Annotated in this window: 23 protein-coding genes; 14 read left to right on the forward strand and 9 right to left on the reverse strand. The window is 66.9% G+C overall.

Annotated elements, in window-relative coordinates; translation table 11 throughout:
• The first annotated feature begins 66 nt into the window (after positions 1–66).
• Positions 67–1,695, forward strand: a complete 1,629-nt coding sequence (locus AC1DFC_RS11710; protein ID WP_478179284.1) for a phospholipase D family protein — start codon at positions 67–69, stop codon at positions 1,693–1,695.
• 89 nt (positions 1,696–1,784) lie between these two features.
• Here AC1DFC_RS11710 and AC1DFC_RS11715 read toward each other — a convergent pair whose 3' ends face one another.
• The 4 genes from AC1DFC_RS11715 to AC1DFC_RS11730 form a co-directional block, all read right to left on the reverse strand.
• A complete protein-coding gene (locus AC1DFC_RS11715; protein WP_478179285.1) occupies positions 1,785–2,291 on the reverse strand; it encodes a murein hydrolase activator EnvC family protein in 507 nt (168 codons plus the stop codon).
• A gap of 155 nt (positions 2,292–2,446) precedes the next feature.
• Complete coding sequence (locus tag AC1DFC_RS11720) at positions 2,447–2,929, reverse strand: CreA family protein (protein ID WP_478179286.1); 483 nt, start codon at positions 2,927–2,929, stop codon at positions 2,447–2,449.
• Between the two features lie 14 nt (positions 2,930–2,943).
• Positions 2,944–3,495, reverse strand: coding sequence for an NUDIX hydrolase (locus AC1DFC_RS11725; RefSeq protein WP_007833088.1), 552 nt, complete (start codon positions 3,493–3,495; stop codon positions 2,944–2,946).
• 17 nt (positions 3,496–3,512) lie between these two features.
• Positions 3,513–4,214: a fumarylacetoacetate hydrolase family protein gene (locus AC1DFC_RS11730; protein WP_007833089.1), complete on the reverse strand. Its 702-nt coding sequence runs from the start codon at positions 4,212–4,214 to the stop codon at positions 3,513–3,515.
• A 140-nt stretch (positions 4,215–4,354) separates the two neighbouring features.
• Here AC1DFC_RS11730 and maiA point away from each other — a divergent pair, with 140 nt between their 5' ends.
• Both maiA and pgeF read left to right on the forward strand, forming a co-directional pair.
• On the forward strand, positions 4,355–4,993 hold the full coding sequence (maiA, locus tag AC1DFC_RS11735; protein WP_007833091.1) for a maleylacetoacetate isomerase: 639 nt from the start codon (positions 4,355–4,357) through the stop codon (positions 4,991–4,993).
• Between the two features lie 5 nt (positions 4,994–4,998).
• The gene (gene pgeF, locus AC1DFC_RS11740; protein WP_007833093.1) at positions 4,999–5,760 is read left to right on the forward strand and encodes a peptidoglycan editing factor PgeF; all 762 of its coding nucleotides are present in this window, start codon (positions 4,999–5,001) and stop codon (positions 5,758–5,760) included.
• On the opposite strand, the gene AC1DFC_RS11745 is transcribed toward pgeF, so the two are convergent.
• The gene (locus AC1DFC_RS11745) at positions 5,689–6,015 is read right to left on the reverse strand and encodes a hypothetical protein (protein ID WP_081502654.1); all 327 of its coding nucleotides are present in this window, start codon (positions 6,013–6,015) and stop codon (positions 5,689–5,691) included. The genes pgeF and AC1DFC_RS11745 overlap by 72 nt on opposite strands.
• 113 nt (positions 6,016–6,128) lie before the next feature.
• Between AC1DFC_RS11745 and phaC the strand changes: the two genes are divergently transcribed.
• A complete protein-coding gene (gene phaC, locus AC1DFC_RS11750) occupies positions 6,129–7,880 on the forward strand; it encodes a class I poly(R)-hydroxyalkanoic acid synthase (protein ID WP_478179294.1) in 1,752 nt (583 codons plus the stop codon).
• A 43-nt stretch (positions 7,881–7,923) separates the two neighbouring features.
• The gene (locus AC1DFC_RS11755; RefSeq protein ID WP_007833100.1) at positions 7,924–9,102 is read left to right on the forward strand and encodes an acetyl-CoA C-acetyltransferase; all 1,179 of its coding nucleotides are present in this window, start codon (positions 7,924–7,926) and stop codon (positions 9,100–9,102) included.
• A gap of 30 nt (positions 9,103–9,132) precedes the next feature.
• On the opposite strand, the gene AC1DFC_RS11760 is transcribed toward AC1DFC_RS11755, so the two are convergent.
• On the reverse strand, positions 9,133–9,765 hold the full coding sequence (locus tag AC1DFC_RS11760; RefSeq protein WP_413335371.1) for a glutathione S-transferase family protein: 633 nt from the start codon (positions 9,763–9,765) through the stop codon (positions 9,133–9,135).
• A gap of 28 nt (positions 9,766–9,793) precedes the next feature.
• Here AC1DFC_RS11760 and yghU point away from each other — a divergent pair, with 28 nt between their 5' ends.
• Both yghU and AC1DFC_RS11770 read left to right on the forward strand, forming a co-directional pair.
• On the forward strand, positions 9,794–10,675 hold the full coding sequence (yghU, locus tag AC1DFC_RS11765; RefSeq protein ID WP_007833104.1) for a glutathione-dependent disulfide-bond oxidoreductase: 882 nt from the start codon (positions 9,794–9,796) through the stop codon (positions 10,673–10,675).
• Entirely contained in the window at positions 10,672–11,262 is a 591-nt protein-coding gene (locus AC1DFC_RS11770) for an NADPH-dependent FMN reductase (RefSeq protein WP_478179287.1), read from the forward strand. The genes yghU and AC1DFC_RS11770 overlap by 4 nt, the downstream gene beginning before the upstream one ends.
• Before the next feature lie 441 nt (positions 11,263–11,703).
• Here AC1DFC_RS11770 and AC1DFC_RS11775 read toward each other — a convergent pair whose 3' ends face one another.
• A complete protein-coding gene (locus tag AC1DFC_RS11775; RefSeq protein WP_007833108.1) occupies positions 11,704–12,615 on the reverse strand; it encodes a LysR family transcriptional regulator in 912 nt (303 codons plus the stop codon).
• Between the two features lie 110 nt (positions 12,616–12,725).
• Between AC1DFC_RS11775 and AC1DFC_RS11780 the strand changes: the two genes are divergently transcribed.
• Genes AC1DFC_RS11780 through AC1DFC_RS11800 form a run of 5 tightly spaced genes read left to right on the forward strand, consistent with a single transcriptional unit; the run spans position 12,726 to position 17,698 of the window.
• The gene (locus tag AC1DFC_RS11780) at positions 12,726–13,706 is read left to right on the forward strand and encodes a tripartite tricarboxylate transporter substrate binding protein (RefSeq protein ID WP_478179288.1); all 981 of its coding nucleotides are present in this window, start codon (positions 12,726–12,728) and stop codon (positions 13,704–13,706) included.
• Between the two features lie 10 nt (positions 13,707–13,716).
• On the forward strand, positions 13,717–14,613 hold the full coding sequence (locus AC1DFC_RS11785; RefSeq protein ID WP_007833111.1) for an HTD2 family dehydratase: 897 nt from the start codon (positions 13,717–13,719) through the stop codon (positions 14,611–14,613).
• 15 nt (positions 14,614–14,628) lie between these two features.
• The gene (locus tag AC1DFC_RS11790; RefSeq protein ID WP_478179289.1) at positions 14,629–15,810 is read left to right on the forward strand and encodes a CaiB/BaiF CoA transferase family protein; all 1,182 of its coding nucleotides are present in this window, start codon (positions 14,629–14,631) and stop codon (positions 15,808–15,810) included.
• 2 nt (positions 15,811–15,812) lie between these two features.
• Positions 15,813–16,664 carry an HpcH/HpaI aldolase/citrate lyase family protein gene (locus tag AC1DFC_RS11795; protein WP_478179295.1) on the forward strand — a complete coding sequence of 284 codons (852 nt, stop codon included), beginning with the start codon at positions 15,813–15,815 and terminating at the stop codon, positions 16,662–16,664.
• A gap of 29 nt (positions 16,665–16,693) precedes the next feature.
• Positions 16,694–17,698: a tripartite tricarboxylate transporter substrate-binding protein gene (locus AC1DFC_RS11800; RefSeq protein ID WP_413335364.1), complete on the forward strand. Its 1,005-nt coding sequence runs from the start codon at positions 16,694–16,696 to the stop codon at positions 17,696–17,698.
• A 5-nt stretch (positions 17,699–17,703) separates the two neighbouring features.
• Here AC1DFC_RS11800 and AC1DFC_RS11805 read toward each other — a convergent pair whose 3' ends face one another.
• Both AC1DFC_RS11805 and AC1DFC_RS11810 read right to left on the reverse strand, forming a co-directional pair.
• Positions 17,704–18,225 carry a CinA family protein gene (locus tag AC1DFC_RS11805; protein ID WP_007833116.1) on the reverse strand — a complete coding sequence of 174 codons (522 nt, stop codon included), beginning with the start codon at positions 18,223–18,225 and terminating at the stop codon, positions 17,704–17,706.
• Positions 18,222–18,869 (reverse strand): DJ-1/PfpI family protein, encoded by a 648-nt coding sequence (locus AC1DFC_RS11810; protein ID WP_007833117.1) that lies wholly within the window; start codon positions 18,867–18,869, stop codon positions 18,222–18,224. Before AC1DFC_RS11810 ends, AC1DFC_RS11805 begins: the two co-directional genes overlap by 4 nt.
• Positions 18,870–19,072: 203 nt before the next feature.
• Here AC1DFC_RS11810 and phbB point away from each other — a divergent pair, with 203 nt between their 5' ends.
• Both phbB and AC1DFC_RS11820 read left to right on the forward strand, forming a co-directional pair.
• A complete protein-coding gene (gene phbB / locus AC1DFC_RS11815) occupies positions 19,073–19,810 on the forward strand; it encodes an acetoacetyl-CoA reductase (protein ID WP_007833119.1) in 738 nt (245 codons plus the stop codon).
• Positions 19,811–19,939: 129 nt separating this feature from the next.
• A partial coding sequence (locus AC1DFC_RS11820) for a dicarboxylate/amino acid:cation symporter (protein ID WP_478179290.1) occupies positions 19,940–21,108 on the forward strand: 1,169 nt, incomplete at its 3' end.

Below are 21,108 nucleotides of genomic sequence, written 5' to 3' on the forward strand. Positions count from 1 at the left end.
GTTCGACAGGCGCGTGGTAGAAACCGCGAGCTTTTCGATCCACGCTCCAACCCACCTCTGTTTTTCATGCCGAATTTCCCCTGTCGGGCTGCCGACGAACCGTGCGCCCGGTGGCTGGCGTGGCTGCTGCTCGGCATCGTTGCGCTGTGCATGGCCGGCTGCGCCGGACTGCCTGCCGACGTGCAGCGCAAACCCTCCGTGGCAATCAGCGATGGCGCGGACACCACCCTGGGCCGTCTCGTGCAGGCGGCTGCCCCGCCCGGCGAGCCGCTCAGCGGATTCAGGCTGCTGCCCATGCCACAGTTTTCGCTGCACGCGCGCATCGAGCTCGCGCGCCGCGCGCAGCGCTCCATCGACGTGCAGTACTACCTCGTGCAGAACGACGAGACCGGCCGCTACCTGCTGCGTGCCCTGCGCGATGCGGCCGACCGCGGCGTGCGCGTGCGGCTGCTGGTGGACGATCTCTACACGGCTGGCGCCGACCCGCTCTTCGCCAGCTTCGCCGCGCATCCGAACGTCGAGGTGCGGTTCTTCAACCCGTTCCCCGCGGGGCGGGGCCGCTTCGGCACGCGCTGGGCCTGGTCGATACTGGACTTCGACCGTGTGCACCGCCGCATGCACAACAAGCTCTATGTGGTGGACAACGTCATCGGCGTCATGGGCGGGCGCAACATGGCCAACGAGTACTTCCTGCGCGACGGGGGCTCGAACTTCATCGACATCGACACGCTGGTGGCCGGCGCTGTGGTGCCCAGGCTGTCGTCGCTGTTCGACATGTACTGGAGCAGCCCGTACGTCTACCCCATCGAATCGCTGGTGCCCGCCACGGGCGAAACGCCGCAGCAGCTGCGCGAGCGCTTCGACAAACTGACCACCGGCCCCGAGCAGCTGCACCCCGAGGAGCTTGCCTCCACCGACCTGCTGGGCAACAACCCGCTGGCCAAGGACCTGGACGCGGGTGCGCTCAAGCTGGTCTGGGCGCGCGCCGAGGCCTACGCCGACGCGCCGGCCAAGGCGCTTGCGCCGACGGACGAAGCGCGCGGCCTGCCCGCCGACCAATCGAAGGACAGCGTGCTCTACAACGTGCGCCGCTACCTGCGCGGTGCCGAGAACGAGATCATGCAGACCACGCCCTACCTTATTCCGGGGCGCGGCGGCATGGAGACGATCCGCCTCGTGCGCGGCAACGGCGTGGGCTACAGCATCGTCACCAACTCGCTGGCGGCCACCGACGAGTCGCTGGTGCACATCGGCTACCGCCGCTACCGCGCGGAGATGTTGCGCCTGGGCGTGGAGCTGTACGAACTGAGCCCCAAGCGGGTGGAGCAGACCAGGCGCTTCGGCATGTACGGCTCGGCCAGCGGCCGGCTGCACGGCAAGTCGGCGGTGATCGACCGCAAGATCGTGTTCATCGGCTCGATGAACTTCGATCCGCGTTCGATGCTGCACAACACCGAGGTCGGCATCTTCATCTTCAGCCCGCAGATCGCCCAACAGCTCACCAGCCTGATCGGCTTCATCCGGCTGGACGGCGCCTATCAGCTGCAGCTGGGACCGACGGGCGCTATCGAATGGGTGAGCCCGGCCACGGGGGACGCGGCCGACACCATCCTGCACCAGGAGCCCGAAACGGATTTCTGGTCGCGCTGGAAGCTGGAGTTGCTGGCGCCGCTGGTGCCCGAGAGCCTGCTCTAGCCGGCGAGGCCAGGGCTTCGGCATGACGCGCTCTGAAAGAAAAAAGCCCCGCGAGGGGCTTTTTTTTCATGGGCGGCGGGCGCCGCCTGTCATTGCTGAAGCAATCCGTTGAGATACGGCTCGGGGTTCACGGCCGTGCCGTTCTTGCGGATCTCGAAGCGCAGCTTCACGCGGTCGGCGTTGCTCTTGCCCATCTCGCCGATCTTCTCGCCCTGTCGGACCACCTGGTTCTCCTTCACCAGGATGGTCTGCAAGTGCGCGTAGGCGGTGAGGAAGGTCTCGTTGTGCTTGACGATGATCATGTTGCCGTAGGCCGGCAGCTCGCCACCCACGTACACCACGCGGCCGTCGGCCGAGGCGACGACCGGATCGCCCAGGTTGCCGGCGATGTCGATGCCCTTGGTGCGCACGCCGTCGAAGCGCGCCAGCGTCGCGCCGGTGGCGGGGCGCACGAACATCGCGGTGGGTCTTTGCACGGGGGGAGTGACCGAGGGGCCGGGCCGCGGCGCGTTGAGGTCGGTGGTGGTACAGGCCGCGAGGCTCGCGGCAACCATGGCCAGGGCGGCGATACGGGAAACAAAAGTCTGAAGATGCATGGCGCTGTGTTGGAACGGTTTCGTTGCGGAGGGTTCCGGCGATCTGGCTCGCCGCGGCCCGCGGGGGGAGGCCACGCGGGCGATGCTAGCAAACTGCCGCGACGGCGCCCCGCGAAAGAGCAACCGGCTGTGAAGGGGCCATCGGCCCCCGGGCGCTACTTGAGCGGGATCGGTGTGCCGCGGTCGATGGGCACCGCCGTCACGCTGTTCTTGGGCGAACCGTCGATCAGCAGGTCGGAGTAGGTCAGGTAGACCAGCGTGTTGCGCTTCGGGTCGACCATGCGCACCACGCGCAGGCGCTTGAAGAGCACCGACAGCCGCTCGCTGTAGACCTCCTCGCGCTTGGGTAGCGGCTGCGTGATGCTCACGGGGCCGACCTGGCGGCAGGCGATGGAGGCCTCGGCCTTGTCCTCGGCCACGCCGAAGGCGCCGGCCAGCCCGCCGGTCTTGGCGCGCGAGACGTAGCAGGTCACGCCGCTGACCTTGGGGTCGTCGTAGGCCTCGATCACGATCTTGTGGTCCGGGCCGATGAGCTTGAAGGCGGTGTCGACGTCGCCCACGGTTTCCGCCTGCGCCGTCGCGGCCAGGATGAATCCGAAGCCGATCGCGGCGCGAAGAAGGGTGGAGCGAAGTGTCATGGGGCGCTGCGGGTTCAGACGATGTCGAACGTGTGGACTCGGTCGAAGCTGCCGCGGCGCCGGTCCTCGAAGTAGTGCTCGAGCGTCTCGCGCACGGTGCGAAAGGCGATCTCGTCCCAGGGAATCTCTTCTTCGGCGAAGAGCCTGGCCTCGATGGTCTCGTGGCCTGGGTCGAACCTGTCGTCGAGCAACCGGGCCCGGTAGAACATGTGCACCTGGCCCACGCGCACCACGCTGATGACGGAGAACAGGCCCTCCATCACATAGTGGGCGCCGGCCTCTTCGTCGGTCTCACGGGCCGCGCCCTGGGCGGTGGTTTCCTCGAGCTCCATGAAGCCGGCCGGCAGCGTCCACTTGCCCCAGCGCGGTTCGATGTTGCGCTTGCACAGCAACACCTTGTCGCCCAGGACCGGGATGGTGCCCACCACGTTCAGCGGGTTCTCGTAGTGGATGGTGTGGCAGGCCGGGCAGACGGCGCGCTGCTTGGTGTCGCCGTCGTCCGGCACGCGGTAGACCACCGCGGTGCCGCAGTTCTTGCAATGCTTGATGGGTACGCGCAGGAGCATGGAGCCGGCTGCCGTCTTCAGGCGATCTTGACGGTCAGCTTGGGCAGGCCCGCGACTTCGCCCACGAGCGTGTCTCCGGCCACCACCGCGGCCACGCCTTCGGGCGTGCCGGTGAAGATCAGGTCGCCGGGCTGCAGCTCCCACGCGGCCGACAGGTGCTCGATGGTCTCGGCGACGTTCCAGATCAGCTTGCCCACGTTGCTGCGCTGGCGGTCGGTGCCGTTCACCTGCAGGGAGATCTCGGCTTTTTCCGCATTGCCGGCCTGCGCCACGGGCACGATCGGGCCGATGGGTGCGCTCTGCTCGAAGCTCTTGCCGATGTCCCAGGGGCGGCCCTGTTTCTTCATGTCGTTCTGCAAGTCGCGGCGCGTCATGTCGAGGCCGACGGCGTAGCCGTAGATGTGCTTGTGCGCATCGGCCGCCAGGATGTTCTTGCCACCCGTGCCGATGGCCACGACCAGCTCGATCTCGTGATGCAGGTTCTTCGTGAGCGAGGGGTAGGACATGGTGCCGGTCTGGCCCGCGTCGACCACCACCAGCGCATCGGCCGGCTTCATGAAGAAGAAGGGCGGCTCGCGGCCGGTGAAGCCCATTTCCTTGGCGTGATCTTCGTAGTTGCGGCCCACGCAGTAGATGCGGTGCACCGGGAAGCGGGCGGGCTGGCCGGCCACCGGCACCGAGACGGTGGCGGGCGGGGCGAAGACGAACTCGGAAGCCATTGCGACGTGTCCTTTTCAGCGAAACCTAAGCGGGAGATCGGCAGTGTGCCAGAGGCGGGAGGTCCACAATAGAAGCCGGCCAGAACGGCGCGCTGAAGGGCCGTGCCGCGCCCGTGACGGAGCGCTATGCTTGGGAAATCATGAAGCTGCACAACTATTTCCGTTCCTCCTCCTCGTTCCGCGTGCGCATCGCCCTCAACCTGAAGGGCCTCGATTTCGAGTACATCCCCGTGCACATCGCGCGCGGCGACCACCGCACCGGCCCTTACTCCGCCATCTCGGCCGACATGCTGGTGCCCCTGCTGGAGGACGAGGGCGAGCGCTTCTCGCAATCGATGGCGATCATCGAATACCTCGACGAAGTGCACCCCGAGCCGGCGTTGCTGCCGACCGATCCGGTGGGCCGCGCCCACGTGCGCGCACTGTCGCAGTCGATCGCCTGCGAGATCCATCCGCTCAACAACCTGCGCGTGCTCAAGTACCTCGTGAAAGAGCTGAAGCTCGACGATGCGGCCAAGAACGCCTGGTACCGCCACTGGGTGCGCGACGGCATGCTGGCCTTCGAGCGTCAGCTTGCGCAGCACCCAGCCGGCATCTACTGCTGGGGCAACACACCCACCATGGCCGATTGCTGCCTGGTGCCGCAGATCTTCAACGGCCGCCGCTTCGACTGCGACTTCAGCGGCCTGCCGCGCACCATGGCCGCCTTCGAGGCCTGCATGGAGCTCGACGCCTTCCAGCGCGCGCAGCCCTCGCAGGCGCCCGACGCGGAAGCCTGAGCCCCATGAACGAGCGCTGGCTCGTCCCCGACTGGCCCGCGCCGCCGAACGTGCGGGCCGTGTGCACCACGCGCGACGGCGGGGTTTCGCTGGGGCGCTACGAGAGCCTGAACCTCGGCGACCACGTGGGCGACCAGCCCGCGCATGTGGCGGAGAACCGGAACCGCTTGCGCGCGGCCATCGGAGCGGGTCCGGTCTTCCTGCAGCAGGTGCACGGCACCGGCGTCGTCTCGCTCGACGCCGCACAGGACGCGGTGCGCGACGGCACCGTTGGTGATGCCTGCACGGCCACTGCCGGCGGCCTGGCCTGCACGATCATGGTGGCCGATTGCCTGCCCGTGCTCTTCACCGACGAAGCGGGCCACCGCGTGGCGGCCGCGCATGCCGGCTGGCGCGGGCTGGCGGGCGGTGTGCTCGAACAGACCGCCAAGGCCTTCGAGGCCGATGGCGCGGCCCGCGTCATCGCCTGGCTGGGCCCGTGCATCGGGCCCAAGGCCTTCGAGGTCGGCCCCGAGGTCAGGGCTGCCTTCGAGGCGCATGCGCCCGAAGCGGCGTCCTGCTTCAGGCCCGCGGCTGCCACCGGGAAATGGCTGGCCGACCTGCCCGCACTGGCGCGCCAGCGGCTGCACGCGGTGGGTATCGAGGCCGTCCATGGCAACGACGGCAGCGACGGCTGGTGCACCGTCGCCAATCCCTCAAGGTTCTTTTCGCACCGGCGGGACAGCGTCAGCGGCCGCTTCGCCGCCCTGGTCTGGAAGAAGGCCTGAGCCTGCGACCGGCGGCGCCGATTTCTCGGTTGCGGCACGCCGGGCGGCTTCCTGTGCCTCGGCCTCGCGTTGCCTCATCGCGCGGCGGCGGCCCGGAGTGCCCATCAGGTAAACCACCAGTGCCACCGGCACCAATCCGTACAAAAGAAATGTGAAGATGGCGCCCAGCACCGTGCCTGTGGTGTTGGTGGCCTCGGCCACCGCCATCATCAGGGCGACGTACAACCAACCGATGACGATCAGATGGATAAACACAAGTAGTTTCAGTTGGTAAGCAAGGAAGCGGCGTTGTGAGGGCCCCGTGAAATGCAGGATACTCAAAACACGCAAGCCATCCGTTTCGACTCAGGCGAGGACCAGGAGACATGATGAAGCAACAAGCCACGGGGGCCGATGCGTTCGCGCCCTTCCAGCAGGCAATGACCGAGGGATGGACCCAGGCGCTGGAAGCTTTCCGGCAGTCCGCCGCGCAAGGGGCTTCGGCCTTCAACGGCGGCGGCACGCCGCTATGGCAATTGCCGCAGGCCGCGAAGATGCCCGAGCTGCCAAAATTCTCCATCGACCCCGAAAAGCTCCAGTCCATCCAGCAGCAGTACATGGCGGAAGCCACCGAACTCTGGCGCCAGGGCTTCGGCGCCAAGCCCGAAGGCGACAAGCGCTTCGCTGGCGACGCCTGGGGCCGCAACCCGCTGTCGGCCTTCTCGGCGGCCGTGTACCTGCTCAATGGCCGCACCATGCTCGGCATGGCCGAGGCCATCGACGCCGACGAAAAGACCAAGGCGCGCCTGCGCTTCGCGGTCGAGCAATGGATGGCGGCCTCGTCGCCCAGCAACTCGCTGGCCTTCAATGCCGAAGCGCAGAAGAAGGCCATCGACACGCAGGGCGAGAGCATCGCCAAGGGCATCCAGAACCTGCTGCACGACATGAAGCAGGGCCACGTCAGCATGACCGACGAGAGCGCCTTCGAGGTGGGGCGCAACGTGGCCACCACCGAAGGCGCCGTGGTGTTCGAGAACGAGTTCTTCCAGCTGCTCGAATACAAGCCGCTCACCCCCAAGGTGTACGAGCGGCCGTTCCTGCTGGTGCCGCCGTGCATCAACAAGTTCTACATCCTCGACCTGCAGCCCGAGAACTCGCTGATCCGCTATGCGAACGATCAGGGCCACCGCGTGTTTGTGGTGAGCTGGCGCAACCCCGACGAGTCGATGGACAAGGCCACCTGGGACGACTACATCGAGAACGCCGCCATCAAGGCGATCCACACGGTGCAGGAGATCAGCGGAAGCAACCAGATCAACACACTGGGCTTCTGCGTGGGCGGCACCATCCTAAGCACCGCGCTGGCCGTGCTCGCGGCGCGCGGCGAGAAGCCGGCCGCATCGGTCACGCTGCTGACCACCTTCCTCGACTTCAGCGACACCGGCATCCTCGACATCTTCGTGGATGAGCAGATGGTGGCGTACCGCGAAATGCAGCTCGGCAAGGGCGGACTGCTGCCGGGCGGCGACCTGGCCTCGACCTTCAGCTTCCTGCGGCCCAACGACCTCGTGTGGAACTACGTGGTCGGCAACTACCTGAAGGGCGAGACCCCGCCGCCCTTCGACCTGCTGTACTGGAACAGCGACGCGACCAACCTGCCGGGCCCGTTCTATGCCTGGTACCTGCGCAACACGTACCACGAGAACAAGCTGGCCAAGCCGAATGCGCTGACGGTATGCGGGCAGAAGATCGACCTCGGCAACATCGACATCCCGGCCTACATCTACGGCTCGCGCGAAGACCACATCGTGCCCATCGGCGGCGCGTATGCCTCCACGCAACTGTTGCCGGGCAAGAAGCGTTTCGTGATGGGCGCCTCGGGCCACATCGCAGGCGTGATCAACCCGCCCGCCAAGAAAAAGCGCAGCCACTGGATCCGCGACGACGGCAAGTTCCCGAAGACGCAGGCCGAATGGCTCGCCGGCGCGCAGGAGCATCCCGGCAGCTGGTGGACCGACTGGGCACAATGGCTCAAGGGCCACGCGGGCAAACAGATCCCCGCGCCCAAGGCTTACGGCAACGGCAAGGCTTACAAGGCCATCGAGCCGGCGCCGGGCCGCTACGTCAAGGCTCGCGCCTGATCCCTCTCACCTCGAATTTCAGATCACTTCAACGGAGAACCTCATGGAAGACATCGTCATCGTTTCGGCTGCACGCACGGCAGTCGGCAAGTTCGGCGGCTCGCTCGCCGGCATTCCCGCCACCGAGCTGGGCGCCCTCGTGATCAAGGAAGTGATTGCCCGCGCGAACCTCACCGCCGAACAGGTCGGCGAGGCCATCATGGGCCAGGTGCTGGCGGCCGGCGCCGGCCAGAACCCCGCGCGCCAGGCGTGGCTCAAGAGCGGCGGCGCCAAGGAAACGCCGGCGCTCACCATCAACGCCGTGTGCGGCTCGGGCCTGAAGGCCGTGATGCTGGCGGCCCAGGCCGTGGCCACGGGCGACAGCGAGATCGTCATCGCCGGCGGCCAGGAAAACATGAGCGCAGCGCCCCACGTGCTGCCCAACTCGCGCAACGGCCAGCGCATGGGCGACTGGAAGATGGTCGACACCATGATCGTGGACGGCCTGTGGGACGTCTACAACCAGTACCACATGGGCATCACGGCCGAGAACGTGGCCAAGAAGTACGAAATCAGCCGCGCCGCGCAGGACGAGCTGGCCCTGGGCAGCCAGACCAAGGCCGCCGCCGCGCAGGACGCCGGCAAGTTCAAGGACGAGATCGTCGGCGTGAGCATTCCGCAGAAGAAGGGCGATCCCGTCGTCTTCGACAAGGACGAATTCATCAACCGCAAGACCAACGCCGAAGGCCTGGCCGGCCTGCGTCCCGCCTTCGACAAGGCCGGCGGCGTGACCGCGGGCAATGCCTCGGGCCTGAACGACGGGGCTGCCGCCGTGATGGTGATGACTGCCAAGAAAGCCGCCGCGCTCGGCCTGAAGCCGCTGGGCCGTATCGCCAGCTACGCCACCGCCGGCCTCGATCCGGCCATCATGGGCATGGGCCCGGTGCCTGCATCGACCAAGGCGCTGCAGCGCGCGGGCTGGAAGGCGGCCGACCTCGACCTGCTCGAGATCAACGAAGCCTTCGCCGCGCAGGCCTGCGCCGTGAACCGTGAAATGGGCTGGGACGTGAACAAGGTGAACGTCAACGGCGGCGCCATCGCCATCGGCCACCCCATCGGCGCGTCGGGCTGCCGCATCCTGGTGACGCTGCTGCACGAAATGCAGCGCCAGAACGCCAAGAAGGGCATTGCCTCGCTGTGCATCGGCGGGGGCATGGGCGTGGCCCTGACCATCGAGCGCTGATCCACAGCGCCCGGCGCGCCGTCGTGCCGCTCAGCGCGACATCGACGGGCGCTGCGCCATCGCAGCGCGCCAGCGCAGCAGCTCGGGGTGCTGTTCCCCGGGCTTGACCCGCACCACGCGGGCAAAGTCCACCGCCACCACGGCGGTGATGTCGGCCAGGCTGAATCGGTCGGTGGCGACGAACTCGCGGCCGGCCAGCCGTTCGTTCAGCCTCTCGAAGAAATGCTGCACACGTGCCAGCCCGCGCTGTGCCAGCTCGGGAATCTGCGCATAGTCCACAGGGCCGGGCAGTGCCCGATTGGCCATGGCCGGTGAACCGTTGCGCAGCGTCTCGGCAATGGCCAGCAGGCCTTCGAATTCGATGCGCCAGTTCCAGTTGGCGATCTCGGCCTTTTCCTTGGGCGTGCGGCCCATCAGCGGTGGCTCCGGGTAGCGGGCCTCCAGCCAGGCCGCGATGGCGGCGTTGTCGGTCAGCAGCCCGTCTTCCTCGGTGCGCAGCGCGGGCACCGTGCATTGCGGGTTGATCGCGCGGTAGGCTGCACCCAATTGCTCACCATGTGCCAGGTCGACCTGCACCGTTTCATGGGCAATGCCCTTTTCGGCAAGCAGGATGCGGGCGCGCCGCGGACTCGGCGCGGTGGCGCAGTCGTAGAGAATGATCATCGTCTGTCCAACTCCTGGAACTCATCGCATGAATGGCACGACAGCCTACACGCCGCCCACCGTCTGGTCCTGGAACAAGGAAAGCGGCGGCCGTTTCGCGAACATCAATCGCCCGATCGCGGGTGCCACCCATGAGAAAGACCTGCCGATAGGGAAGCATCCGCTGCAACTCTATTCGCTCGCGACACCGAACGGCGTGAAAGTGACGGTGATGCTCGAAGAACTGCTGGCGCTCGGCCACACCGGCGCCGAGTACGACGCCTGGCTGATCCGCATCAGCGACGGCGACCAGTTCGGCAGCGGCTTCGTGGCGGTGAACCCGAATTCCAAGATCCCCGCGCTGATGGACCGCAGCGGCGCTACGCCCATCCGCGTGTTCGAGTCCGGCGCGATCCTGCAGTACCTGGCCGAGAAGTTCGGCAATGCCTTTCTGCCGACCGAGCGGGCAGCCCGCGCCGAATGCCTGTCGTGGTTGTTCTGGCAGATGGGCAGCGCGCCCTACCTGGGCGGCGGCTTCGGGCACTTCTATGCCTATGCGCCAACGAAGATCGAATACGCGATCGATCGCTTCGCCATGGAGACCAAACGCCAGCTCGACGTGCTCGACCGCCGGCTGGCCGAGAGCCGCTACCTGGCGGGCAGCGAATACACCATTGCCGACATGGCCGTCTGGCCCTGGTACGGCACGCTCGCCAAGGGGCAGCTGTACGAGGCGGGCGAGTTCCTCCAGGTGGGCGAGTACAGGAACGTGCTGCGCTGGACCGACGAGATCGCGCAGCGCCCGGCGGTGCAGCGCGGCCGCATGGTCAATCGCGCCTGGGGCCAGCCTTCGAGCCAGCTGCACGAGCGCCACGACGCAGGCGACTTCGGGACCCGCACCCAGGACAAGCTCGAAACGGAACAGCGATGAGCGACAGGATCCTGGTCTTCTACGGTTCGTACCGTTCCGATCGCATGGGCGTGCGCCTGGCGGACTACGTCGTCTCCGGCCTTCGCGCGCGGGGCGACGATGTGGAGTTGGTGGACGCGAAGGTGGTCGACCTGCCCATGCTCGACCGCATGTACAAGGAATATCCCAAGGGCACCGCGCCGGCGGCGATGGAAGCGCTGGCCGAAAAGATCCGCACAGCCGATGCCTTCGTCTTCGTTACCGGCGAATACAACTGGGGTCCGCAGCCGGGCCTGAAGAACCTGACCGACCACTTTCTCGAAGAGTGGTTCTGGCGGCCCGCGGCCATCGCGAGCTATTCGGCGGGGCGCTTCTCGGGCGTGCGCTCGGGCACGGTGTGGCATTCGATCCTGTCGGAGATGGGCATGGTCGTCGTGTCGAGCACGCTCGCGGTTGGCCCGATCTCGCAGACGCTGGACGCGGCCGGCAAGCCGACCGGGCCGGCGGGTGAATCGCTCGAGCGCTCGTTCGACCGCTTTGCGGACGACCTGGCGTGGTGGACCGAAGCGGCGCGAGCGCAACGTGAGCGCAAGGCACCGCCATACTGAGCGACAGGCCAGGCGAAGCACTTTGTTCACCGCCCATTTTTTGGGCAAAGTGATTAATTTCTTTATAAAACAATAACTTATGAGCCTTTTACAAGGCTCCCCATGAGTTATCCCCAAAGTTGTGCACTGAAAATGGGGACGACATCAGGTTTTCTTGATTCGGGCGTAAGTCACTGATCCGATGGGGCTTTCTGCCCTCCAGAAATTGAAGGAAAGTTCTCTTCATCGCCGTTTTCAGGCCCATCGGAACCGTTTTGCCCGCTCAGGTTGTTCACCGCCCAAATTTTGAGCAAACTAAGGATTACCCTTGTAAAACAATGACTTAAATCTGTTTTACAAGGCTCCTCGTGAGTTACCCCCAAAGTTGTCCACGGAAAATGGGGACGGGATCGACTTGTTCGGCAATCGCCTGCAAGTCCCCTGTTTTTCGGGAGGCCACGCTCAGTCTTCTTCGGCTTGCTGTTCGGCGTAGTGCCGGCACAAGGTTTCGACCAGCGCCTGCGCATAGACCGGCAGCGCCTCCCGGTTCCGCACCAGCAGATACCGCTCGCGCACGCACCACGCATCGCTGAGATCGATCAGCGCGAGCTGCATGCTCTCCTGGTTGCGCCGCGCCGCCGACTCCGGCACCACGCCAATGCCCACGCCGCTGCCGATCATCCGGCACATCGCGTCGAAGCTGCCGAGCTGGATGCGCAGCTTCTGCCGCTTGCCGAGGTTGTCGGTGATCTGCGCCAGGAAGGTCTGCAGCGTGCTGCCCTGCTGCATGCCGATGGCATCCTCGTCGAGCGTCTCGGCGAAGGCGATCCTGCGGCGCTTCGCGAAGCGGTGCTTGCGCGATGTGACGAGCACCAGCCGGTCGGTGCTGAAGTGGATTGCCTCCAGGCCTAGCGTGTCGACGCGGCCTGCGACGATGCCGATGTCGGCGCGGCCGTCGAGCACGCCCCGCGGGATCTGAGCATTCGGTTTTTCCTGAAGGTCGACGTTGATGCGCGGGTTGTGCGCGAGGAAGCCGGGCAGGATCTCGGGCAGGAAATCGGTCACCGCGGTGGTGTTGGCGAACACGCGCAGGTGGCCGCGCAGCCCGCCGCCGTACTCGAGCAGGTCGGCGCGCAGCTGTTCGGTCTGGTGCAGCACGAGGCGCGCGTGGTGCAGGAAGGCTTCGCCCGGCGGCAGCAGCCGCACGCCGCGGGCTTCTCGCTGCAACAGCTGAAGGCCCGCCTGTGTTTCCAGCGCCTTGATGCGCGCACTCGCGGCGGCCAGCGACAGGTGCTGGCGTTCGGCGGCCCGAGTGAGGTTGCCGAGTTCGGCCGTGGCCACGAACAGCCGCAGGTCGGTGAGATCGAAAAGCATGAGGCGATGTTATGCGCCGAGCCTTCGGAAATGCAGAAGGCTGGGTTCCGAAATCGCAGATTGCGCGCAGGAGGAGGGCGAACGACCATGCGGCCATGGAGACACCACACATGAGATTCCGCCTACGTGCGCTGCTGTCGCTGGCTGCGGCAGCGCTTCTGATCCCGACGGGCCCGGCGAGCGCCCAGCCGTATCCCTCGCGCCCCATCACATTGGTCGTGCCGCAGGCTGCCGGAGGCACCAACGACATCGTCGGGCGCCTCGTGGGTCAGAAGCTCGGCGAGGTGATGAACAACGCCAGCGTGGTGGTCGACAACCGTCCCGGTGCGGGCGGCAACATCGGTACGCAGCTTGTCGCCAAGGGGCCGAAGGACGGCTACACGCTGCTCATGACCATCAGCAGCAGCCAGGCGATCAACCCGGCGCTGTACAGGAACCCGGGCTTCGACCCGGTGAAGGACTTCAAGCCCGTCGGCCTGATCGGCGCCGTGCCCAACGTGCTGCTGGTCAATCCCACGTTCCCGGCGAAGGACCTCGCGGAGTTCCTGAAGCTCGCACGGCAGAAGGGTGCCAACTACCAGTACGCCTCGGCCGGCAACGGCACGCTCAACCACCTGCTCGGCGAAATGCTCAACAGCATGGCCGGCATCTCGCTGCAGCACGTGCCGTACAAGGGCGTGGCGCCCGCGCTCAACGACGTGCTGGGCGGGCAACTGCCGATCGTGTTCGCGAGCCTGCCTTCTGCGCTCTCGCACATCAAGGCCGGCAAGCTGCGCGCGCTGGCCGTGAGCGGCGACAAGCGCTCGGCCGTGCTGCCCGACGTGCCGACCATCGCCGAGGCGGTGCCAGGCTACAACGGCACATTGTGGATCGGCCTGTTCGCACCCGCAGGCGTGCCGGCCGACGTGTTGGCGACCTTGCAGGACGCCACGCGCAAGGCGCTCGCCTCGAAGGACCTGCGCGACAAGCTCGAACAGCAGGGCGTCGAGATCGCGGCGCCGACTTCTCCCGAGCAGTTCGCGGCGCTGCTGCAGGGCGATCTCGCCAAGTGGGCGCGCATCGTCAAGGCCTCCGGCGCTGCGGTCGATTGAAGGAAGCCCCATGAGCAACGACAACCACACGGCGCCTTCCATGATCGACAGCGAGGCGCTGGCCAGGCTGCAGGCCTGGCAGGGCCGCAGCGAAACGCTGGCCGACGACATCACCGCCGCACCCGTGCGCGCGCTCTCCGCGACGCTCGATCGCGACGATCCGCTGCCGCAGGCCGGCACGCGCCTGCCCGAGCTGTGGCACTGGCTCTACTTCCTGCCGCACCATCGCCAGTCCGAGATCGGCGACGACGGCCATGCGAAGCGCGGCGGCTTCCTGCCGCCCGTGCCGCTGCCGCGCCGCATGTGGGCCGGCGGGCGGCTCAACTGGGAGGCGGGCAATCCGCTGCAGGTCGGCGACAAGGTGGAGCGCACCTCGACCATCGCCTCGGTCACGCACAAGGCGGGCCGCACCGGCGAGCTGGTGTTCGTGCTCGTGCGCCATGAGGTGCGCAACGAGCGCGGCCTCGCGCTGACCGAGGAGCACGACATCGTCTACCGCGCCGCCGCCGCGCCTGGCGAGAAGGCCCCGCCGCCCACGCCCGCGCCGAAAGACGCTGCCTTCAGCCGCGACATTGCGCCCGACGACGTGCTGCTGTTCCGCTACTCCGCGCTGACCTTCAACGGCCACCGCATCCACTACGACCGCCGCTACGTGACGCAGGTCGAGGGCTACCCGGGCCTGATCGTGCATGGCCCGCTGATCGCGACGCTGCTGGTCGACCTGCTTCGCCGCAACGTGCCGGGCGCGCTGCTCGCGCGCTTCGAATTTCGCGCCGTGCGCCCGACCTTCGACATCGCGCCGTTCCGCGTGCACGGCAAGCCGGACGCCGATGGAAAGACATTCAGCCTCTGGGGCGAAGACGCCGACGGCTGGCTCACGATGCAGGCCACGGCCGTACTCGCCTGACAAGAGAAGGAACACATGACAAGACCCCTGGACGGCATCACCGTCATCTCGCTCGAACACGCGATTGCCGCACCGTTCTGCACCCGCCAGCTGGCCGACCTCGGCGCCCGAGTCATCAAGGTGGAGCGCCCCGAGGTAGGCGACTTCGCGCGGGCCTACGACGCCCGCGTGGCCGGCGAGGCCTCGCACTTCGTGTGGGTGAATCGCTCAAAGGAAAGCCTCACGCTCGACCTCAAGCAGCCCGCCGCGCTCGCGGTCCTGCAGGAGCTGCTGGCCGGCGCCGACGTGCTGGTGCAGAACCTCGCACCCGGGGCCTCGGCGCGCATGGGGCTCGGCGCCGAGGCGCTGCAGGCGAAGCATCCGCGGCTCATCGTCTGCGACATCTCGGGCTACGGCGAAGACGGCCCGTACCGCGACAAGAAGGCCTACGACCTGCTGATCCAGAGCGAAGCCGGCTTCCTGTCGGTCACGGGCACGCCCAACGATCCGTGCAAGTCGGGCAACTCCATCGCCGACATCGCAGCGGGCATGTATGCGTACACCGGCATCCTCGCGGCGCTGCTGCAGCGCGGCAAGACCGGCAAGGGCTCGCACATCGACGTGTCGATGCTCGAATCGCTCGCCGAGTGGATGGGTTATCCGATGTACTACGCGTACGAAGGCGCGGCGCCGCCGCCACGCAGCGCCGCTTCGCACGCGACCATCTATCCCTATGGCCCGTTCCCCGTCGGCGATGGCGGCACGGTGATGCTGGGCCTGCAGAATGAACGCGAATGGCGCACCTTCTGCGAGAAGGTGCTGCTGCAGACCGGGCTCGCGGCCGATGCGCGCTTCGACAGCAATGCGCGGCGCAACGACAACCGCGAGGCTCTGCGCTCAATCATCGTCGAGACCTTCGGCGCGCTGAGCACCGCGCAGGTGCTGGAACGGCTCGACACGGCGCAGATCGCCAACGCCCGCATGAACGACATGGCCGGGCTGTGGGCCCATCCGCAGTTGCAGGCACGCGAGCGCTGGCGGCAGGTGGGGTCTCCGGCCGGAAACATCCCGGCCCTGCTGCCGGCCGGCCGGCAGAGCGCGTTCGACTACCGCATGGACCCGATCCCGGCGGTGGGCGAGCACTCCGACGCCATCCTGCGCAGCCTCGGCCGCAGCGAGGCGGACATCGCGGCGCTGCGCGAGGCAGGGGCGGTGTGAGCGTGCCATTGGCTCCGCTTGCTCTCGCGCGCGCCTTTCTCTTCGTGCCGGCCGACCGGCCCGAGCGCCATGCGCGGGCACTGGCGACCGGTGCGGGCGGCGTGATCGTCGATCTCGAAGACGCGGTGGCGCCCGAGCGCAAGGTGGCGGTGCGCGAGGCGCTCGCCGCCTCGTTCGCCAAGCTGCCCGAGATCGACCGGCAACGCCTGCTGGTGCGCATCAACGCTGCCGGCACGCCGTGGCATGAAGACGATTGCGCGCAGGTCGGCGCACTGGCGGCGCAAGGCTTGATTGCCGGCGTCGTGCTGCCCAAGGCGGAGCGCGCGGCTCATCTGTCCAGGATTGCGGAAGCCATCGGCCCGAAGGGCGTGCTGGTGCCGTTGATCGAGTCGGCTGAAGGCCTGTCGGCGGTCGATGAGCTCGCGGCTGGCCCGCAGGTGCTGCGCCTGGCGTTCGGCAACCTGGATTTCCAGGCCGACCTCGGCCTGGCCTGCGATGCGGACGAAGCCGAACTCGTGCCGGTGCGCCTCGCGCTGCTGCTGGCCTCGCGCCGCGCCGGCCTGCCCGCGCCCATCGACGGCGTGACGCCCGACTGGCGCGATGCGCCAAGGCTTGCGGCCGACACCGCACGCGCCCGGCGCGGCGGCTTCGGCGCCAAGCTGTGCATCCACCCCGATCAGGTCGCGCCGGTGCACGCCGCGCTCGGCCCGAGCGCCGACGAAGTGGCATGGGCCCGTCGCGTGATCGATGCCGTGCGCGCAGCCGGCGGCGGAGTCGTCAGCCTGGACGGCCGCATGGTCGACGCGCCCGTGGTGCGCCTGGCCGAACGCCTGCTCGCGCTCGAACATCCGTAAATAAATAACCCCCAGAAGGAGACAACGAAGTGACAGCAACGAAGACCTGGAAATCCAAGGCCCTGCTCGCGGCCGCGGCGAGCGCCTGCCTGCTTGCCTTTCAGTCACCGGCGGCCGCACAGGCTGCGTGGCCCGACAAGCCCGTCACCCTGGTCGTGCCGTACTCCGCCGGCGGCCCGACGGACGTGGTGGCGCGCATGCTGGCCATTCCCATGGGCAAGTCGCTGGGCCAGACCGTGATCGTCGAGAACACGGTGGGCGCGGGCGGCACCATCGCGCCCACGCGGGTGGCCAAGGCGGCGCCCAACGGCTACACCATCCTGATCCATCACATGGGCATGGCCACCGCGCCCGCGCTCTACAAGAAGCTCAACTACGACCCGTTGAAAGATTTCGAATACATCGGCCAGGTGATGGACGTGCCGATGACGCTGCTGTCGCGCAAGGACTTCCCCGCCAACAACTACCAGGAGCTGCTGGCTTACGTGAAGGCCCACAAGGACAAGGTGACGCTGGCCAATGCGGGCGTGGGCGCGGTGTCGCAGCTGTGCGGCCTGCTGTTCATGAACCAGATCGGCGTTCAGCTGACCACCGTGCCCTACAAGGGCGCGGGCCCGGCGCTCAACGACCTCATGGGCGGGCAGGTCGACCTGCTGTGCGACCAGACCACGCAGACCGCGCCGGTCATCAAGGACGGCAATCGCGTGAAGGTGTTCGGCGTGACCACGCCAAGGCGGCTGTCGAGCATGCCGACCATTCCCACGCTCGACGAACAGGGGCTCAAGGGCTTCGACGTGAAGGTGTGGCACGGCATCTACGCGCCCAAGGGCACGCCGCCCGCAGTGCTCGAGAAGCTCAACGTCGCCCTGCGCGCCGCGCTGCAGGACGACATGGTCAAGCACCGGCTGGCCGAACTCAGCTCGGAGATCGTGCCGCTCGACAAGCAGACGCCGGAAGGCCTGCGCACGCACCTCGCGGCGGAGATCGAGAAATGGGGCAAGGTGATCCGCGCAGCGGGCGTGCAGGCGGATTGAATCTCTCAGGCGGGCGGTGTCTGCGGCTGCGCCCGCAGCGTCTCGTCGAACAGCGCGAGCAGGTGCCGCGCGAACACCTCCATGTTCCTCGGACGGTCCGTGTCGCCGGTCTCGATAGTCCGGCTCACCGTGACCCCACCGACCACGGCGACGCACACGTGCCCCGGCGCATCGCCATACGGACTGCCCGACGGGCCGGCCGCACCGCTTTCGGCGATGCCCCAAGTCGTGTGATGGGTGTCGCGCACCCGGCCTGCCACGAGCCGGGCGTAGGGCTCGGTTTCCCCGCGCATGCCGGCCATGTCTTCCGCGGTCAGGCCCAGCAGCGCGCGGCCGGCGCGCCGCGAATAGACGACCGCGCCGCCGCGGAAGTAGGCCGATGCACCGGGAATGGCGAGCAGGGCGGCAGACACGAGGCCGCCGGCCGAAGACTCGACGACCGACACCGTCTGGCCCCGCGCGCGCAGCGTTTCGCCGACGCGCGCGGCCAGTACGGACAGAAGTTCGGGCAGGGGAACGGCGCTCATGGCGTCTTGAAGGGCGTGCCCGGACGCGTCACGTAGGCCGGCGCGCGCTCGTGGCTCGCGGTACTGCCGTATACCGTATCCGCCGGGTAATACTCGGCCTGCAGCTGCACCCGGGCGGCGGCTTCATCGCCGGCGGTGTGGGCGATGAAGGCCAGCATCAGATCGGTACCGGCCGATACCCCCGCCGATGTCCAGACGTTGCCGTCCTGCACGAAGCGCTGCTCGACCACCTTCACGTCGCCCAGTGCGCGCAGGCGGTCCAGCGATCCCCAGTGCGTGGTGGCGGTCTTGCCCGAGAGCAGCCCGGCCGCGTGCAGCACGAAGGCGCCGGTGCATACCGACATCAGCGTTTGGCATCCCGGCGCCTGGTCGGCGAGGAAACGGGTCATTGCGGGATTGTCGACCTCGCGTCGCGTGCCCATGCCGCCGGGCACCAGCAGATGATCGAGCGGCGGGCAGTCAGCGAAGGACACGTGCGGGTTGATGGACAGCCCCTTGGCGCAGACCACCGGTTCGCGCTTTTCGGCCACGATCAGGCAATGCTCGGGACCGCCGGCCAGCTTGCTCCACATGGTGAGCATTTCCCAGGGGCCGACAAAGTCGAGTTCCTCGACCTCGGGGAAGACGATGATCCCGAAATTCATACTTTCGACTCCTTGGTAATAAGGTTGGCGATGACGCTTGCGCGAGAGCGTACAGATGCGAGGATAGAGCCCGGGCACGAAGGTCGCTTCGTGACAGCTGGTTGCAAGCTCGGCTCAGTGTTTTCCTCAGAGGACCACGGCTTGAAACTCGCTAGAGTGAAGGCGGCCGTTCAGGCTTTTGCTATGTACATAAAGGAAATCTCATGAGCAAGAAAGTTGCATATGTCACCGGAGGCATGGGTGGCATCGGAACTGCCATCTGCCAGCGTCTGCACAAGGACGGGTTCACCGTGGTCGCCGGATGCGGCCCCACGCGCGACCACGCCAAGTGGCTGGCCGAACAGAAAGCCGAAGGCTTCGAGTTCCATGCGTCGGTCGGCAATGTCGGCGACTGGCAATCCACCGTCGAGGCCTTCTCCGCCGCCAAGGCCGCGCACGGCCCGATCGACGTGCTGGTCAACAACGCCGGCATCACGCGGGACCGCATGTTCCTCAAGATGACGCCCGAGGACTGGAGCGCGGTGATCGAGACCAACCTCAACAGCATGTTCAACGTCACCAAGCAGGTGGTGGGCGACATGGTCGAGAAGGGCTGGGGCCGCATCATCAACATCAGCTCGGTCAACGGCGCCAAGGGCCAGGCGGGCCAGACCAACTACTCGGCGGCCAAGGCCGGCATGCACGGCTTCACCATGGCGCTGGCGCAGGAGCTGGCCAGCAAGGGCGTGACGGTCAACACCGTGAGCCCGGGCTACATCGGCACCGACATGGTCAAGGCCATCCGACAGGAAGTGCTCGACAAGATCGTCGCCACCATCCCGGTCAAGCGCCTGGGCGAACCGAGCGAAATCGCCTCGATCATCGCGTGGCTCGCCACCGACGAGGGCGGCTACAGCACGGGGGCCGACTTCTCGGTCAACGGCGGCCTGCACATGCACTGAGCATGCGGACCTGTACCTGATCGACAAGACCCGCTTCGGCGGGTTTTTTCATTTCATCGATGCGGGTTCCACGGATAGAAAGCGGCCGATATGCGTCCTACAGTTTCCAAACCCTCCGGAAGGCAAGCCATGGAAAGCACAACAACCACACCCGCCAGAAAGCTCCCGATCTACCGTTCCCTCTACGTGCAGGTGATCACCGCGGTGATCATCGGCGTGCTGCTCGGCTACTTCTACCCGGCGACGGGCGAGGCGATGAAGCCGCTGGGCGACGGCTTCATCAAGCTGATCAAGATGATCATCGCGCCGATCATCTTCTGCACGGTGGTGGTGGGCATCGCCGGCATGGAGGACATGAAGAAGGTAGGCAAGACCGGCGGGCTGGCGCTGCTGTACTTCGAGATCGTCAGCAGTATCGCGCTGCTGGTCGGCCTGGTGCTGGTGAACCTGCTCAAACCCGGCGCCGGCATGAACATCGACCCGGCCACGCTCGACACCAAGAGCATCGCGGCCTACACCGGCCCGGGAAAGATGACCGGCACGGTCGACTTCCTGCTCAACGTCATTCCGAGCACGGTGGTCGACGCCTTCGCCAAGGGCGAGATCCTGCAGGTGCTGCTGATCGCGGTGCTGTTCGGCTTCGCGCTGCACCGCTTCGGCGGCCGCGGCACGCTGGTGTTCGACGTGATCGAGAAAGGCTCGCACGTGCTCTTCGGCATCGTCAACTACATCATGAAGCTCGCGCCCATCGGCGCCTTCGGTGCGATGGCATTCACCATCGGCAAGTACGGCCTGGGCAGCCTGTTCTCGCTCGGCAAGCTGATGGGCACCTTCTACCTGACCTGCCTGCTGTTCATCTTCGTGGTGCTGGGACTCATCGCGCGCTTCCACGGCTTCAGCATCTGGAAGTTCATCAAGTACATCAAGGAAGAGCTGCTGATCGTGCTGGGCACGTCGTCGAGCGAATCGGTGCTGCCGCGCATGATGGAGAAGATGGAGAACCTGGGCGCCAACAAGACCTGCGTGGGCCTCGTCATTCCCACCGGCTACTCGTTCAATCTCGACGGCACGTCGATCTACCTGACCATGGCGGCCGTGTTCATCGCACAGGCCACCAACACGCCGATGACGCTCACGCAGGAGATCACCCTGCTGGCCGTGCTGCTGCTCACCTCGAAGGGTGCGGCGGGCGTCACGGGCAGCGGCTTCATCGTGCTGGCGGCCACGCTGTCGGCCGTGGGGCACGTGCCGGTGGCGGGCCTTGCGCTGATCCTGGGCATCGACCGCTTCATGTCGGA

This window comes from Variovorax sp. 10L421 (genome assembly GCF_056395365.1).

Bases quoted from the DNA above. Each gene is read 5' to 3' on its own strand.
- AC1DFC_RS11710 (WP_478179284.1), top strand. From the start codon at position 67: ATGCCGAATTTCCCCTGTCGGGCTGCCGACGAACCGTGCGCCCGGTGG.
- AC1DFC_RS11715 (WP_478179285.1), bottom strand. From the start codon at position 2,291: ATGCATCTTCAGACTTTTGTTTCCCGTATCGCCGCCCTGGCCATGGTT.
- AC1DFC_RS11720 (WP_478179286.1), bottom strand. From the start codon at position 2,929: ATGACACTTCGCTCCACCCTTCTTCGCGCCGCGATCGGCTTCGGATTC.
- AC1DFC_RS11725 (WP_007833088.1), bottom strand. From the start codon at position 3,495: ATGCTCCTGCGCGTACCCATCAAGCATTGCAAGAACTGCGGCACCGCG.
- AC1DFC_RS11730 (WP_007833089.1), bottom strand. From the start codon at position 4,214: ATGGCTTCCGAGTTCGTCTTCGCCCCGCCCGCCACCGTCTCGGTGCCG.
- maiA (WP_007833091.1), top strand. From the start codon at position 4,355: ATGAAGCTGCACAACTATTTCCGTTCCTCCTCCTCGTTCCGCGTGCGC.
- pgeF (WP_007833093.1), top strand. From the start codon at position 4,999: ATGAACGAGCGCTGGCTCGTCCCCGACTGGCCCGCGCCGCCGAACGTG.
- phaC (WP_478179294.1), top strand. From the start codon at position 6,129: ATGAAGCAACAAGCCACGGGGGCCGATGCGTTCGCGCCCTTCCAGCAG.
- AC1DFC_RS11755 (WP_007833100.1), top strand. From the start codon at position 7,924: ATGGAAGACATCGTCATCGTTTCGGCTGCACGCACGGCAGTCGGCAAG.
- AC1DFC_RS11760 (WP_413335371.1), bottom strand. From the start codon at position 9,765: ATGATCATTCTCTACGACTGCGCCACCGCGCCGAGTCCGCGGCGCGCC.
- yghU (WP_007833104.1), top strand. From the start codon at position 9,794: ATGAATGGCACGACAGCCTACACGCCGCCCACCGTCTGGTCCTGGAAC.
- AC1DFC_RS11770 (WP_478179287.1), top strand. From the start codon at position 10,672: ATGAGCGACAGGATCCTGGTCTTCTACGGTTCGTACCGTTCCGATCGC.
- AC1DFC_RS11775 (WP_007833108.1), bottom strand. From the start codon at position 12,615: ATGCTTTTCGATCTCACCGACCTGCGGCTGTTCGTGGCCACGGCCGAA.
- AC1DFC_RS11780 (WP_478179288.1), top strand. From the start codon at position 12,726: ATGAGATTCCGCCTACGTGCGCTGCTGTCGCTGGCTGCGGCAGCGCTT.
- AC1DFC_RS11785 (WP_007833111.1), top strand. From the start codon at position 13,717: ATGAGCAACGACAACCACACGGCGCCTTCCATGATCGACAGCGAGGCG.
- AC1DFC_RS11790 (WP_478179289.1), top strand. From the start codon at position 14,629: ATGACAAGACCCCTGGACGGCATCACCGTCATCTCGCTCGAACACGCG.
- AC1DFC_RS11805 (WP_007833116.1), bottom strand. From the start codon at position 18,225: ATGAGCGCCGTTCCCCTGCCCGAACTTCTGTCCGTACTGGCCGCGCGC.
- AC1DFC_RS11810 (WP_007833117.1), bottom strand. From the start codon at position 18,869: ATGAATTTCGGGATCATCGTCTTCCCCGAGGTCGAGGAACTCGACTTT.
- phbB (WP_007833119.1), top strand. From the start codon at position 19,073: ATGAGCAAGAAAGTTGCATATGTCACCGGAGGCATGGGTGGCATCGGA.